Source organism: Microcoleus sp. T3_A4 (assembly GCF_036700465.1).
Taxonomy (GTDB): Bacteria; Cyanobacteriota; Cyanobacteriia; order Cyanobacteriales; family Microcoleaceae; genus Microcoleus.
Genome location: NZ_JAUBOY010000067.1, coordinates 1 through 14,038, shown reverse-complemented (window position 1 = coordinate 14,038; position 14,038 = coordinate 1). Strand labels below are relative to the sequence as shown.

At 44.3% G+C, this 14,038-nt stretch carries 14 protein-coding genes and 1 pseudogene; 10 read left to right on the top strand and 5 right to left on the bottom strand.

Features of this window, described 5'->3' with window-relative positions; translation table 11 throughout:
- Positions 1-90: 90 nt before the first annotated feature.
- From QUA07_RS26885 to QUA07_RS26875, 3 genes are all read right to left on the bottom strand, one after another.
- A complete protein-coding gene (locus QUA07_RS26885) occupies positions 91-855 on the bottom strand; it encodes an ABC transporter ATP-binding protein (protein WP_333331446.1) in 765 nt (254 codons plus the stop codon).
- A gap of 231 nt (positions 856-1,086) precedes the next feature.
- A complete protein-coding gene (locus tag QUA07_RS26880; protein WP_333331443.1) occupies positions 1,087-1,215 on the bottom strand; it encodes a hypothetical protein in 129 nt (42 codons plus the stop codon).
- 27 nt (positions 1,216-1,242) lie between these two features.
- Positions 1,243-4,566 carry a HEAT repeat domain-containing protein gene (locus QUA07_RS26875; RefSeq protein ID WP_333331440.1) on the bottom strand — a complete coding sequence of 1,108 codons (3,324 nt, stop codon included), beginning with the start codon at positions 4,564-4,566 and terminating at the stop codon, positions 1,243-1,245.
- Between the two features lie 521 nt (positions 4,567-5,087).
- On the opposite strand from QUA07_RS26875, the gene gor reads away from it, so the two are divergent.
- From gor to QUA07_RS26840, 7 genes are all read left to right on the top strand, one after another.
- Positions 5,088-6,431 (top strand): glutathione-disulfide reductase, encoded by a 1,344-nt coding sequence (gene gor / locus QUA07_RS26870; protein ID WP_333331437.1) that lies wholly within the window; start codon positions 5,088-5,090, stop codon positions 6,429-6,431.
- A gap of 193 nt (positions 6,432-6,624) precedes the next feature.
- On the top strand, positions 6,625-7,161 hold the full coding sequence (locus tag QUA07_RS26865) for an opioid growth factor receptor-related protein (RefSeq protein ID WP_333331434.1): 537 nt from the start codon (positions 6,625-6,627) through the stop codon (positions 7,159-7,161).
- A 298-nt stretch (positions 7,162-7,459) separates the two neighbouring features.
- Positions 7,460-8,050, top strand: coding sequence for a sigma-70 family RNA polymerase sigma factor (locus QUA07_RS26860; protein ID WP_333311539.1), 591 nt, complete (start codon positions 7,460-7,462; stop codon positions 8,048-8,050).
- The gene (locus QUA07_RS26855; RefSeq protein WP_333331431.1) at positions 8,047-8,493 is read left to right on the top strand and encodes a hypothetical protein; all 447 of its coding nucleotides are present in this window, start codon (positions 8,047-8,049) and stop codon (positions 8,491-8,493) included. The genes QUA07_RS26860 and QUA07_RS26855 overlap by 4 nt, the downstream gene beginning before the upstream one ends.
- A 19-nt stretch (positions 8,494-8,512) precedes the next feature.
- Entirely contained in the window at positions 8,513-8,998 is a 486-nt protein-coding gene (locus QUA07_RS26850; protein WP_333331428.1) for a Spy/CpxP family protein refolding chaperone, read from the top strand.
- A 101-nt stretch (positions 8,999-9,099) separates the two neighbouring features.
- The gene (locus QUA07_RS26845; RefSeq protein ID WP_333331425.1) at positions 9,100-9,789 is read left to right on the top strand and encodes a YqiA/YcfP family alpha/beta fold hydrolase; all 690 of its coding nucleotides are present in this window, start codon (positions 9,100-9,102) and stop codon (positions 9,787-9,789) included.
- A gap of 32 nt (positions 9,790-9,821) precedes the next feature.
- Positions 9,822-10,529 (top strand): ROK family protein, encoded by a 708-nt coding sequence (locus tag QUA07_RS26840; protein WP_333331423.1) that lies wholly within the window; start codon positions 9,822-9,824, stop codon positions 10,527-10,529.
- A 154-nt stretch (positions 10,530-10,683) separates the two neighbouring features.
- Here QUA07_RS26840 and QUA07_RS26835 read toward each other — a convergent pair whose 3' ends face one another.
- Entirely contained in the window at positions 10,684-10,968 is a 285-nt protein-coding gene (locus QUA07_RS26835) for a WGxxGxxG family protein (protein ID WP_333331420.1), read from the bottom strand.
- A 183-nt stretch (positions 10,969-11,151) separates the two neighbouring features.
- On the opposite strand from QUA07_RS26835, the gene QUA07_RS26830 reads away from it, so the two are divergent.
- Together QUA07_RS26830 and QUA07_RS26825 are read left to right on the top strand one after the other, a co-directional pair.
- Positions 11,152-12,366 (top strand): histidinol-phosphate transaminase, encoded by a 1,215-nt coding sequence (locus QUA07_RS26830; protein WP_333331417.1) that lies wholly within the window; start codon positions 11,152-11,154, stop codon positions 12,364-12,366.
- Positions 12,367-12,419: 53 nt separating this feature from the next.
- Entirely contained in the window at positions 12,420-12,815 is a 396-nt protein-coding gene (locus QUA07_RS26825) for a VOC family protein (RefSeq protein WP_333331415.1), read from the top strand.
- Positions 12,816-12,849: 34 nt separating this feature from the next.
- On the opposite strand, the gene QUA07_RS26820 is transcribed toward QUA07_RS26825, so the two are convergent.
- Positions 12,850-13,428 carry a hypothetical protein gene (locus tag QUA07_RS26820; RefSeq protein WP_333331412.1) on the bottom strand — a complete coding sequence of 193 codons (579 nt, stop codon included), beginning with the start codon at positions 13,426-13,428 and terminating at the stop codon, positions 12,850-12,852.
- A 58-nt stretch (positions 13,429-13,486) separates the two neighbouring features.
- Here QUA07_RS26820 and QUA07_RS26815 point away from each other — a divergent pair.
- Positions 13,487-13,897, top strand: a pseudogene (locus tag QUA07_RS26815) (DUF2358 domain-containing protein); the annotation flags it as partial.
- Positions 13,898-14,038: the final 141 nt, after the last annotated feature.

Here is a 14,038-nt window from a genome sequence, read left to right as displayed (position 1 = left end):
TTAATTCTTCAGTCCGCGTAGGCGGACTTCGTTTGTCTAGAAGCGATTTCAATCGCCCAATTTTCTTTTCGCTTTTCGCGGACTATTATACTAAAATACAGCGTGTGACAGCTCTGCGGGATTGAGATTGTTGTGAATAACTTTACCGTCGCGGAACCAGACAACGCGGCGAGTTTGGCGCGCCACTTCCGGTTCGTGCGTTACCATAACAACAGTCATGCCATTTTCATTGAATTCTGTAAAAATATCCATTACTTCTTGAGTTGTTTTTGTATCCAATGCACCTGTTGGTTCATCAGCCAGCAACAACACGGGACGGTTGACAATAGCCCGGGCGATGGCTACCCGCTGCTGCTGTCCTCCTGATAGTTGATTTGGTCTGTTTTGCAGGCGACTTTCCAGGCCTACTTTTGTTAAAGCATCTACTCCCCGTTCGCGTCTTTCTGCTGCGGGAATGCCGGCATAAACCATCGGTAACATGACATTTTCTAATGCTGTCAATTGAGGCAACAGGTGAAATTGTTGGAAGACAAAACCTAATTTTAAATTGCGAATTCCGGCTAATTCTCCTTCCGGCATTTGGGCGACATCTACGCCGTCTAAGTAGTAACTGCCGCTCGTAGGTCGATCGAGACAGCCGATAATATTCATAGCTGTAGATTTGCCGGAACCCGACGCGCCCATAATCGAGCAATATTCTCCTTGTCTTACGGTCAAGCTGACGCCGTTTAAGGCGCGAACTTCCAGGTCGCCAATCCCGTAAACTTTTGTTACCTCTTCGAGACCGACAACAACGGGCTTTGAGAGGACTTGCGGGTCGAGGTCTTGGTATGTATCGGTTTGTAGTTCAGGCATTTTTTTTTCTGTGCGATCGACACAACTAACTACTAACTTAACACTTCTTCTCGGTTTTCGCGGCTGGAAGGGCGATCGTTTGGACGCTAATTGACGAGATATAAAAAAACTAAATCTTTAAGGACGTGTTTGTGAGTTGTTTGATGAGAGTTATCTGATGTTCTAGCACTAGATAGTTATCTAATTTGCTTTTTCCAGCGCGGGTCAAGCCTTGATTATTGTGGGCATAAATTAGGTCGAGGATATGCTCTTTTGCTTCCTCGGAGAGTGGAAAGCTGATAAGGCTGCGGGGAGTGTAGCCGTCGCCAAAAATTCAACTATTTCTGCATAAGCTTTGGGGAGATTAGTAGCTACAATCATATTTTCTTTCTGCTTTTTGTGTTTCTATCACAGCTTCTCTAATTCGGTCAACTTTTCGTGGACCAACTGCCAGACTTCTTCATCTGGATCGTTGGCAAATAGATGGCGAAGTATTTCTAAAGTTTCTGGGTAATCGGAGTATTGCTCGACCATGATTTCAAGTGCTACTTTTCTAGGATGATATTGGAAGCTATACTGACGTTCAAAAGGATGATTGATAGCTATATCGCACAACCATTCAAATATCTCTGGTTCATATGTCCACCCATATGCTAGTTCTGTAAGTGCTAAAAATCCCACCCTGAAATCATCATCATATTGAGCGCGTTGTTTAAGGATAGATAAGGTTTCGGGGTCATCTTTCCACCCACGTGCTAATTCTTGGACTGCGGCAATTCGTACATCTGAATCATCATCATATTGAGCGCATTGTTTGAGGATAGGTAAGATTTCCTGGTCATATTTCCATCCACGTGCTAATTCTTGGACTGCTACTTCTCGGACATCCGAATCATCATCATGTTGAGCGCGTTGTTTGAGAATATCTAAGATTTCCTGGTCATCTTGCCACTCCCGTGCTAATTGTTGAAGTGCTGCTTCTCGCACATATGAACTATCATCATCTTGAGCTAGTTGTTTGAGAATAGGTAAGGTTTCAGAGTCTTTTTTCCACCACCGTACTAATTCTTGAAGTGCTGCACTTTGCACAACCCTACAACCACTAGATTGAGCTACTTGTTTGATAATAGGTAAGATTTCAGGGTCATTTTTCCATCCGTATGCTAATTCTTGGACTGCTAAACGTCGCACAAGGGAATCATCATAAGATTGAGCTATTTGTTTGAGAATGGGTAAAGTTTCCGGGTCATTTTTCCAGCCCCGTACTAATTCTTGGACTGCTGCGTGTCGCACTGCCCAATTGTCATCTTCAGATTGAGCCAGTTGTTTGAGGAGAGGTAAGGTTTTGGAATCATCTTTCCATCCCCATGCTAATTCTTGGATCGCGGAATATCGCACACCCCAATTATCATCATCAGATTCAGCCAGTTGTTTGAGCCAAAGTAAGGTTTTAGGGTCATCTTTCCAAGTAAAGGCGATCGCACTTACTGCTTGAGTATGAATTTCTCTAACCAGTTCAATTTCTTTGCCATTTACATGAAGACCTATGCTCTGCTCGCTGAGAACACACTTCGTTAACTCTTTTAAACGTTCAAGCAATTCACTATCAATCCCAGCAATAATTTTTCTATCTCTCACCTCGTTCAAACACTTTACAGCCAAAAACAGGCTCTGGAAATTTTCAAATTCCTCAGACTGTTCAATCAAAAACTCAATCAATTCCCCTGTAAACCGTCCATCTATCAATCCCGCAATCAAGCACAAAACTTCCTGCCAAGATTCATCATCCCAGTGCGTGCCAAAAACTTCGGTTTTCAACTCATCTAAAGAAAGTTGGCGCGTTTTTTCAAATCGATATACAACCTCCGACGCACAGAAATATTCCAAAAAAGTGCGATGCACAAACCCATAAGTATCCGCACCCAAATAACATAAAATAAAGTTGCGAGTTCGCAGTTGGTTAATTATCAACTTTGCCCGCTCTTTCGGTCGATCGAAATCTTTATTCTTCAGATATGCTGTCAGGGTATTCTCCAAATCTTCCGCACTAATAATATTACCAGCTAAGCCTTCAGGTGCTGCTTGCATTTCATAAGCGACTCGCCGCAGCATTTCTTGCTTATCTTTAGCATCAATAGTTTTCGGATCGAGCCTGCTATCCTCTACTAAAGACCTTTCCACATCCCATTGATACAGCAATACCCGCGAAGCTTGATTGTAAAGTTCCGCCCTGTCTCTCGGCAATTCTTGACTGCGATTTAAAATCGCCATAATCGTCAACAATAACGGATTACCCGCTAAATCTCGAATCGTTGATGAATACGCTAATGCTCTTTCCATGCGATCGCGAATCCGCGCTTTTTCCACAGCATCAGTAAAAGTTAATTCGTGCCAGCGGTGAACAAAATCCTGGATTTGTTCCGCGTTCAAATCTTGGAGAATAAAGTGATGAAACCCTGCATCTTGCAAGCGTTGAGGTTTGTAACCAATAATCCGAGACGTGACAATCACTTGCACGCGCGGATACTCATTGGTAAACCGATGAATTGCCGTAATTACATCTTCTCGTTTGCCGGGATCGAAAATTTCATCTAACCCATCGAACATCACCACAGCGTCGCCTGCTTTAAGCTGTTCCTGCAAGTGATGCTGATTCAAGTGACAAATTGAACCGGGACTTTGATGGAAAAATTCGAGGAAATTCTTGCAATGTCCTGATTCCCCGCTGCGAATGTAAGTCCGCAATTCTATTAGCAGCGGAATCGGCTGAGATGTCACGCTATTTAAGGGCGATCGCGCCCAGTTTAATGCTAAACATTGTAACAGAGTAGACTTGCCAGAACCCGGATCGCCTAAAATAACAATGTAGGGATACTTTTGCTTGTCATTGATAACATCTAACACGGATACGATCGGCTGAGAAAAATAACCGCGCCGATATTTCTCTAAATTTTCTATATCGATCGCCTCTAATTGATTGCTGTGTTTCAGCCGCCGTTGATGTTCTTTAGGAATTTCGTAAGCTTGGGGCAGAAATGATTCGTAAATCGATCGCACATCTTGGAAAATAAAGATTTGCCAAACCTTCAGTTTTTCCCGATAATCGTAGGTATTGGGATCGACGCTGCTTAAATTGAGATTGCTGTAACGCTCGCACAGAGCTTCTTGATATTGCCTCAAGTCAAAATCGGGGATAATCCCCGCCGTTTCTTGAGTATTTTTCTGAATGCTATCCAGATTTTGAGCAGTCAAAATATCGCGCAAGTCTTTTGAGTCAAAGAGAATTTCTTGAACTTCTGCCAGATACTGAGTCCCGATGGTTTGCCACTTAAATCTTGCGGGTAACGGAGCCAAATTTAGTTGAGTCCAGGTTTGTTCGAGAAGTTCTGCCTCGAGAGATTCGCGATCGCTCTCAAACGCCTTGCCCAAAATTTCCTTAACAGACTTGTTATTGATAAACTGTTTAACATCTTTAATATACAGCTTAATTTGCTCTGCGGGAACTCCGCCAATTTTCAACTGCTGTTCCACCAAACCCAAAAACTTTTTGATTGCTTTGCCCGCTGCGACTTGTCGGGGGTCTTTTTCGCCAAATAAGACGTTTTTCAGGGAATCTTTAAAAAAATCTTTAGCAAAATCCTTCGCGCCGTCTTTGACTAAATCTTCTAAGATGGGTTTGACGAGAATGCCAACTCCCTGCGCCACTCCCCAGATCACAAGCCACTCGCTCATAAAGCTAGCCCGAGAATTAATTTATCTTTATAATATAGCAATTATCAAGGATTGATGAAATTCTCAAAAACTGTAGGGTAATCTCCCGTGATTGGCCCGATAGGTTAGGGTAGTATCAGCTTTCTGTCGCTGCGCTGCGATTAGCCCTGATCCCGTCTGATTGTTGCCCCCTACTACCCCTTAAAAATCGGGAATATCATCAAAGTTTCGCTTTTTTACAGGGATTTACCGGAGTTCGACTCGGCTATAACGAGCGATCGACAATTAGGTCTTTCTTTCTTGGTAGCGCTCTCAAAAGAGTAAAATTTTTATATTTTTTTTTGATCGCTTGTGCTATACTCTAATAATGGAAGTGTGAGCAATTTTAAAATTAACGCACAGATTTCTATTATTAAATAATAGCCGTTTCAGTGCAAAAAGTAAAGTAGTTGACCCAAAAAAAAACAAAAATTTTTTGAGATATCATTAAAAAAAGTAAAGCGTAAAATTGGTAAGTGGGCGATAAGAAGGTACAGACAATTATGACATACGACTACGACTTGTTTGTGATAGGTGCGGGTTCCGGCGGATTGGCGAGTTCCAAGCGAGCAGCATCCTACGGCGCAAAAGTGGCGATCGCCGAAAATGACTTAGTAGGCGGAACCTGCGTAATTCGCGGCTGTGTCCCCAAAAAACTGATGGTGTACGCCTCAACATTTTCGCACCTTTATGAAGATGCGGTGGGCTACGGTTGGAGTCCAGTAGAAAGCAGCTTTGATTGGGAAAAACTCGTCACCAGCGTAGACACAGAAGTGCGGCGGCTGAGCAAACTGCACATCAGCTTCCTCGAAAAAGCCGGAGTCGAATTAATCTCAGGATACGCCAAATTTATTGATCCCCACACCGTCGAAGTTGGTGACAAGAAATTTACCGCAGCCAAAATCTTAATTGCAGTCGGCGGAGAAGCGCAAAGAGTCCCAATTGTCGGCATCGAACACGCGATTACCTCTCGCGAAATATTCCTCCTAAAAGAGCAGCCAAAACGGTTGGCAATTTGGGGCGGCGGCTACATCGGCGTCGAATTTGCTTGCATTATGAACGGATTGGGAAGCGAAGTAACTCAAATTATCCGCCGCGACTTAATTTTGAACGAATTTGACACAGAAATTCGCACCAACGTGCAAGAAGGAATGATTAAGCACGGAATAAACATTTTGACAGAAAGCTCGATCAACCACATTGAGAAAACCCCAGAAGGCTTAAAATTAACTCTGTCGGGGACATCCGAAGGAACGCTAGTAGTAGACGCGCTGTTGTGCGCTACCGGGCGTCAGCCTAATTTAGAAAAATTAGGTTTAGAAAATGCGGGAGTAGAAACAGATAAAGGTGCGATCGCAGTTACCAAAGACAGCCGCACCAGTCAGCCGCACATTTTTGCAGTCGGAGATTGCACGAACCGGATTAACTTAACACCAGTTGCGATCGCCGAAGGACGCGCTTTTGCAGATACTGAATTTGGCAACAATCCGAGAGCAATCACTCACGAAAATGTGCCGTCAGCGGTATTTTCCCAGCCGGAAGCTGCTACAGTCGGCTTAAACGAAGTGCAGGCTAGAGCAAAGTTTCCCGACTCAATTAAGTGCTACACAGCCAAGTTTCGACCGATGTTTCACGCTTTGACAGGTGCAGACGAGAAAACTTTTGTCAAGTTAATCGTTGAAACTAATACTGACAGAGTTTTGGGCGTGCACATGGTTGGGAAAGACGCGGGCGAGATTATTCAAGGAATGGCGATCGCTGTTAATATGGGAGCTACGAAGAAAGATTTCGACGCGACTATTGGCATTCACCCATCAACTGCTGAAGAGTTTGTTACTTTGCGGTAAACAGGGCGAAGCCGCCAGGGACTTAAGTCCCTGGCTAATAGCTAAAGTCGGTTAAAACCGACTCAAGAAAACTATTTTGATGAACAGGCAGGATGCCTTTTCCACACAAAAATTAAATTTTCTGGTTGTGGGGAGTAGGGGTTGGGCGTCCCGCCCGCCCAAAAATACAATTTAGATACAAAACAGCTTATTAATGAGTAATTCAACCAAACAAAACAAAATTTTAGCATTCTATCTCGGTCAGCAGCCTGATTCACAAGGTCGGGCGATCGAGGATATTTGGTCGTGGGATTACCAGAAGCTGGAATCCGTGCACAATTACATTCAATGGCTGTTTCCTCTGAGAGAAAAGAGTCGCTTTAATTCCAGTGCTCCGACTTTAAATGATGAGGTAATTCAAGCTTTTAGAACAAGTGAAGAGTTGAAAAATCGCTTACTCCATTCGTTCAATGTCATGCTGGCATTTTACGGGTTGGAATGCCGCGAAGGGGAGAACGCAGAAATTGTAATTGCCAAATCCGCAGAATATTTGTCAAGAAAAAGAGAGTGGATTCAAAAATTTAATCACAACTACCTGCGGCTGACTAGGATTATCACAAGTTTGACAGAGTTGGGATTGAAAAATTACGCTTTAGCTCTTTTCAAATGTTTAGATGAACTCTATAATGAAGATCCAAAAAGTATTGGTTTAGAGACTTATACTTATTGGAAAAATGCTATAAATAGTTAGAACTCACATCTTGTATTCTTGTTAAGAACGGGCAAGATGCCCGTTCCACAATAAAATTGAGTTTTGTGGAACAGGTCTCTTGCCTGTTAGGGGCGGGCTAGAAGCCCAACCCTTACTCCCCACAAAAAAATTTATTTAATTTTTGTGGAACAGGCATCTTGCCTGTTGCTGACATTGGTGCAGTTTTTTACCCCAAGCGGATTCATGCTCAAAATAATATTTTAAATTATTTGAACCTTTTTCGCGATCGTCCTGTCTAAACACTTCAGATAACGAACTGGTGGGGGAGACTTCACAGGTGTTAGCTGTGTCAGCCAATGTTTTAATCGATAACTGTTCCGACTCGGACTTAGTTGCTGAATGTTTAAAGGGCGATCGCACCTGCTTTCGCCACCTTTACCAACGCTACCAACACAAAGTCAGGTCAACCCTTTACCAACTCTGTGGGCCGTCGCTGCTTGACGACTTAACGCAAGAAGTATTCCTGCGAGTGTGGAAAGGATTGCCAAAACTCAAGCACCAAGACAACTTTTCTACTTGGCTTTATCGAATCACTTGGAATGTGGCTTCTGACCAAAGACAAGCAGTTGCTAAGCAGCATTCTTTTGATTCCAAACTCAAAAATCAAGAACAAATGGATCGGATTGTTGTCACAGATCGTACCTCTGACTTGATGCAGTTGCACTATCAAGATTTAGTGCAGCGAGGATTGGAGAAATTGAGCTTTGAACACCGCAGCGTTTTGGTGCTGCACGACTTAGAAGACATCCCGCAAAAAGAAGTAGCTCAAATTTTGGGACTGCCGGCGGGAACCGTCAAATCTCGCGTGTTTTATGCCCGAAATGCTGTGCGGCAATTTTTGCAAAAAGAAGGTGTCAGCGAGCTATGAATAATCCAAGCAGCGACCAAGAGTTAGTTAATTTCTTGAAGCAACATCGCCCAAATCTTCCTGAAGCTGCACCAGATTTAGAGCGAAAACTCCTAGCAGCAATCGAAAGTAACCAGGCGAGTGTTTTCCATGAAAATCACCGCCAAAAAACGCGATTACTTGCGTCAGCCAAGTCTGATAACAGGTTAAAAATATTCTCTGTTTCTAAGTGGGGTTTGTCGTCTGCAATTGCTGCTATTTTGCTAGTTTTTTGGTCTGGCTACCGTCCCTTTAATACTGCACAATTGCCAGATGAGGAAACAGCTAAGTTAGAAGCATTTTTAGTTACTAACTGGGAGGGTGTCCTCCATGATTCTACCCAAGAAAGTATGACCGATCGCTCGCAAACAGACTGGTTGAATGTCAGCCCTGGTGCTGACAGCCAAGCGCCAACAAATAAGTAATATCAAAGAGGTAATTTTCATGTCAATTCGTCGTATTTCTGCCCTAGCAGTTTTAATGCTGACTCTCGGTAGTACAGCCGCAGCAATAGCAGTTCCTCATCCCCTCGAACCGGAAACATTTGCACAAAATCAGCGACCAAATCGACCTGCTGGCAAGGAAGGCGGGATGTTCGAGAAACTGAATTTAAGCGCTGACCAAAAGCAGCAAATGCAAGCAGTTCGCGATCGCTACAAAGACCAAGTTTCCCAGCGGATGCAAGCAATCCGCCAAGCGAGACAAGAATTGGAAACGATGATGTCCGGCACGGCAAATGCCAGCGAAATGCGCGAAAAACACCGTCAAATAATCGGATTGAGGCAGCAGTTGGAAGAGGTGCAATTTGAAAGTACACTCGCAATGCGAGAAGTGCTCACTGCCGAACAGCGCAGCCAATTAGCTCAAATGATGCAGCAGCGCCGACAAAATGCTAAAAATCGGATGCAAAACGGTCAAAAACCGCAGTAATAGTTCCATTTTGTTCACGGCTTATTAGAGCCCCGACTTCTTTAAGAAGTCGGGGCTCTGGGTGTTATACTTAATATTTGTTGTTAAATATCAATTACTGAATGAATTTAACAAACCATTCGAGTTACATTTATTTACACGGATTTGCATCAAGTCCCGATTCCCTTAAGGCAAAATATTTCCGTGATCGCTTTTCGTCCCTAGGAATTGACCTAAAAACTCCCGATCTCAATCAAAACAATTTTTCCGGTCTCACCCTCACCCGCCAGTTGCAGCAAATAGAAACAGAATTTCTGCAAACCCCATCCTCCCCATCGGCCGACAAGGTAAAACAATTAGGGGGAGTTACAATAATTGGGTCGAGTTTTGGGGGACTGACCGCGGCTTGGTTGACCCAGCGACAATTGTCAGTAAAGCAAATAGTTTTGTTAGCGCCAGCTTTTGACTTTATCTCCCACTGGCTGCCACTGTTGGGACAGCAACAGTTAGAAAAGTGGCAGTGTGAGAAATATTTGCCCGTTTACCACTACGGCGAACAGCGTTATCTCCCACTGAATTATCAGTTTGTGGCAGATATGGCTCAATACCCTGAAGAAAAATTAATTCGGTCAGTCCCTACGTTAATTCTTCACGGCAAACATGATACAATAATACCGATTCAAGCTAGCAGAAATTTTGCCGCTAACCGTCCCTGGGTGCAATTAATCGAATTAGAAGACGATCATTCTTTGGGAAATGTCCTAGCGGAAATTTGGGAAGCGATTCAAAAGTTTTGCCAATTCAAAAATTAAAATTTTACCAACTTGCAAGTCTCAACAATCAAATGACTGAACAAGATCGATCGACTCGCACCTTAGCCGTTGACATTGGTGGAAGTGGCATCAAAGTTATGGTTTTGGACAATGAAGGCGAACCCCAAACGGAACGCAGCCGTTTAGAAACGCCTCAACCACCGAAACCGGAACCCGTACTAGAGGCGATCGCCTCTTTAGCCAGCGGACAAGGAGAATTTGACCGAGTATCCGTCGGTTTTCCTGGAGTCGTGCGTCTAGGCGTCATAAAAACCGCAGTGAATTTAGATCCGTCTTGGATAGATTTTGACCTAGAAACTACCCTCAAAGATCGCTTGGGAAAACCTGTGCGAGTGGCTAACGATGCCGATATTCAAGGATTGGGAGCAATTGCTGGGACGGGGGTAGAATTAGTAATTACCCTTGGCACCGGTTTTGGTTCTGCCTTATTTGTCGATGGGATCTTGGTGCCAAATCTAGAGTTAGGACATCACCCGTTTCGCAAAGGGGAAACTTACGAACAGCAATTAGGGCGATCAGCATTAGATACAGTCGGTTCCAAAAGATGGAATCGCCGTCTGGAAAAAGCGCTCACCTATCTGCAATATCTCTTTAACTGCGATCGCATTTACATCGGCGGCGGCAATACTAAAAAGATTGTTTTTGAGTTACCGCCGCAGGTTAAAATAGTACCAAATGTGAGCGGCTTATTGGGTGGCATTGCTTTGTGGCGGGATTGAATAAACTTTGTGGCCAAAATTCCCATCAATATCAAAGAAACCGGATTTTTTGCTCGGATTAAAGGCAATAATCCAGTCTTTCGGTAAAAAACCCGGTTTCGGAATCCACGACGGTTGATTTCTTTTTTGGCTTGTGCGACCGCCCTTTAAACAATTATTCGCCCATCGGATCGCGGTAGCGTTTGGGTTCATCCTTGCGAAACAGATTCGCCAAACCGAGGATGCCCAACAAACCCAAAGCACCCCAATGATTGTTGTCTTCCTTGCTTTCTTGAAAGGGAGTTCTGTCTAGAACAACTCCATTAGACTCAGTATTGTTCTGGGTCGGAGCTGACTCCGTTTGAGCTGAGGCAGGCATAGCTGAAGGGAGAACAGCCAAACTCAAAGCTATGAGGGTAGCGGCGGCATTTTTAGATATATCGGAAGGCTTGACTTTCATACTTGGTTTCCACATATTAGCAGTTACTTTCTAAGAATAATCAATTGGCCACAGCCGACGCATCAATCGATCGACAGAAACTAAATCCCGCATCTCCTCTTGCTTTTGAGATAGAACAAGCTCTATGCTAAGTTCAGATGCTTCTAAGCAGATTATCTAAAATAAAAAGTCGTAAACTATACCATGCTTCCCTTTATCCGAAAAGATTTAGCCGAACTTACCGCATACACTCCCCATCCGGGCGGCACATCAGGAGAACCAGCGCACTCCGAAAGTGCGATCGATCGCCTCGATACCAACGAATGCCCCTACGACTTGCCAGAAGAATTAAAAAAAAAGCTAGCTTGGACTTACCAGCAGTTAATTGAGACAAATCGCTATCCCGACGGAGGCCACGCAGCGCTCAAAGAGGATCTCGCCCAATACGTCAATGAATCAATCACAATCCCCCCGCTAGAGGGGGTTACACTGCCAAAAACCGCCATTACAGCCGACAATATTTCTGTGGGTAACGGTTCCGACGAACTAATTAGATCCCTCTTAATAGCTACTTGTTTAAGCGGTAAAGGCTCTATTTTGGTAGCGAATCCTACATTTTCGATGTATGGAATAATGGCCCAAACCCTCGGCATTCCCGTTGTGAGTGTTCAGCGGAAAGAGGAGAATTTTGAAATCGATATCGAGGCGGCTAAAAGGGCGATCCTCTCCGTTGGGGTAGCCCCCGTAGGGGCGGGGTGCGCTAACGACCAAAATCAAAATCCCCCCGTGCGCGCCGTCTTTGTCGTTCATCCCAATTCCCCTACAGCCAATGCTTTGACAACCGATGAAATAGAATGGTTGTCAACTTTACCCGAAGAGATATTAGTAGTAATTGACGAAGCCTATTTTGAATTCAGCCAAAATACTTTAGCACACCAATTGCACCAGCACCCGAATTGGATTATTTTACGCACATTTTCCAAAGCATTTCGACTGGCCTCAATGAGAGTCGGATATGCGATCGCCCATCCCGAACTCACAGCCACCTTAGAAAAAATCCGTCTCCCCTACAACCTTCCCAGTTTCTCGCAAACAGCAGCCGAGTTAGCCCTAGCGCAGCGGCAGTTATTGCTAGCAACCATTCCCGAAACTCTATCAGAAAGAGCTAAATTAATTGCAGCGCTAACTCAGCATCAAAAATTGCAAGTTTGGCCGAGTGCGGCTAACTTCGTTTACCTGCGGGTGAAAGCTGGCGATGGCGAATCTGCTGAACAGGAACACAAACAAATCATGCAGCAGCTAAAAGATCGAGGTACTTTAATTCGGCATACTGGAGGAGGTTTGCGAATTACGGTGGGCAGTCCCGAGGAAAATCAGCGAACAGTCGATCGAATAGGAGAAATTTTTGACAACTCATAATATTCGGTATCCAGTTTCTGCTTAACACAAAAATAACTTTGGAGAAGATATATATGCTTCAAGGAAAGGTTTTACGGGTTGCTCGTCCAACGGATTGCCTCGATCGAGTTGTTCATTTTTACACAGAGGGTTTAGGGCTGCAAATCCTCGATCGTTTTGAAAACCATGAAGGTTTTGACGGAGTAATGGTTGGAATGGCAGGAGAAAGCCACCACTTTGAATTCATCCATCAACGGGGACATATTGTAGGTGGCGCTCCAACTCAAGACAATCTTATCGTCTTTTACCTTCCTAACCAACAAGAATGGCAGCAGGCTGTTGAGCGAATGAAAGCCAGTGGATTTGAGCCTGTAAACTCCTACAATCCCTACTGGGACAAAGATGGAGTTACCTTTGAAGACCCAGATGGCTATCGAGTCGTTTTGCAGAATGCCGAGTGGAGCTTGTAGCAGCGCGATCACAGCATAAGGTATCTACACCAATTTATAACTGATCATTTCCTTGCCGTGCCGCCCGAATAGTCTGGGGAAATACGCCTACTAAAAGTGCCAAAGCTTCATCGGGAATTTGTGCCACCGTTTCCGAATCCAAATATTGTTCAAACTGAGTTAAAACCATTTGTGCGCGTTCCAAAGCTGTCGGCTTTGCCGTTAACTGTTCCATTAACCGCACCCACTGCCGCCGAATTCCAAAAGCTTTCTGTATTTCTTCGGGAGATTGAGGGCAAACCAAACAAAAATCGCCCACGGGAATTACCTGCTGAGAGTCAACCTCAAAAGCGCCGCCAACGGCAGCCCCAGGCCCGGCAAACTCCGCGTGGAAACGTTTAATCAAAATTAGACCGTTCCGGCGACGGCTATCTACCATCAACAGCTTGCCGCTGTTGATTTCTGCGAGAATATCAGAGGAGTGGGGGTGTTCTGTCAAATCTGTGCCAAGGTTTCGATGTCGCAAGTCCGGGCCAGCAGAAAGGCCGGCGCGGACAATATAATTAGAGGTAAGATTAGAGCTGGATGAAGTATCGATTTTTTTCTCATCCCGCTGCCGATCGAGATTATTCATTTAAAGTTATAAATTAATACTGTCACAAGGTGGTAGTTTGAGCGCGATCGAATATCAAATGCAGGTAGAACAAGCAGTAGACACCCTCAAAGCGGATCTCCCGACGCTGTTTGAGAAAGACATCTCCTACGACATCTACACAAAAGATGTTTATTTTCAAGACCCTGTTAACAAATTTAAAGGAAAAATCAACTATCGCATTATCTTTTGGACTCTGCGATTTCACGGCCAGCTATTCTTTAACGAGATTTACTTCGACCTGCACGACGTAGGTCAGACAGCCCATGATACTATTGTGGCAAATTGGACTGTTCGCGGGACACTACGGGTTCCCTGGAAAGCTCGGATTTTTTTTAACGGCTACTCTACTTATAAACTGGATAAAGACGGCTTAATTTACGAACATATCGACACCTGGGACAGAGAGCCCGGAGAGATTTTAAAGCAGTTTTTCCGCAAGGGGGAGGAGGCGACCCAAGTATCAGCCCAAAAGGTCGATCGCGCCCAGCCATCAGAGCCGGCAACCGAATTTAACTTACAGCAGATTCCAGGTTTATGAAGTACAGTAACAGCAGCTTGTAAACCAGTTTTTAAAGTGCTTAGGATTGAC

What these genes read in the sequence shown, in the direction of transcription:
- QUA07_RS26850 (WP_333331428.1), top strand. Translation starts at nt 8,513, where the DNA reads ATGTCAATTCGTCGTATTTCTGCCCTAGCAGTTTTAATGCTGACTCTC.
- QUA07_RS26835 (WP_333331420.1), bottom strand. Translation starts at nt 10,968, where the DNA reads ATGAAAGTCAAGCCTTCCGATATATCTAAAAATGCCGCCGCTACCCTC.
- gor (WP_333331437.1), top strand. Translation starts at nt 5,088, where the DNA reads ATGACATACGACTACGACTTGTTTGTGATAGGTGCGGGTTCCGGCGGA.
- QUA07_RS26825 (WP_333331415.1), top strand. Translation starts at nt 12,420, where the DNA reads ATGCTTCAAGGAAAGGTTTTACGGGTTGCTCGTCCAACGGATTGCCTC.
- QUA07_RS26845 (WP_333331425.1), top strand. Translation starts at nt 9,100, where the DNA reads ATGAATTTAACAAACCATTCGAGTTACATTTATTTACACGGATTTGCA.
- QUA07_RS26820 (WP_333331412.1), bottom strand. Translation starts at nt 13,428, where the DNA reads ATGAATAATCTCGATCGGCAGCGGGATGAGAAAAAAATCGATACTTCA.
- QUA07_RS26840 (WP_333331423.1), top strand. Translation starts at nt 9,822, where the DNA reads ATGACTGAACAAGATCGATCGACTCGCACCTTAGCCGTTGACATTGGT.
- QUA07_RS26855 (WP_333331431.1), top strand. Translation starts at nt 8,047, where the DNA reads ATGAATAATCCAAGCAGCGACCAAGAGTTAGTTAATTTCTTGAAGCAA.
- QUA07_RS26830 (WP_333331417.1), top strand. Translation starts at nt 11,152, where the DNA reads ATGCTTCCCTTTATCCGAAAAGATTTAGCCGAACTTACCGCATACACT.
- QUA07_RS26885 (WP_333331446.1), bottom strand. Translation starts at nt 855, where the DNA reads ATGCCTGAACTACAAACCGATACATACCAAGACCTCGACCCGCAAGTC.
- QUA07_RS26865 (WP_333331434.1), top strand. Translation starts at nt 6,625, where the DNA reads ATGAGTAATTCAACCAAACAAAACAAAATTTTAGCATTCTATCTCGGT.
- QUA07_RS26880 (WP_333331443.1), bottom strand. Translation starts at nt 1,215, where the DNA reads ATGATTGTAGCTACTAATCTCCCCAAAGCTTATGCAGAAATAGTTGAA.
- QUA07_RS26875 (WP_333331440.1), bottom strand. Translation starts at nt 4,566, where the DNA reads ATGAGCGAGTGGCTTGTGATCTGGGGAGTGGCGCAGGGAGTTGGCATT.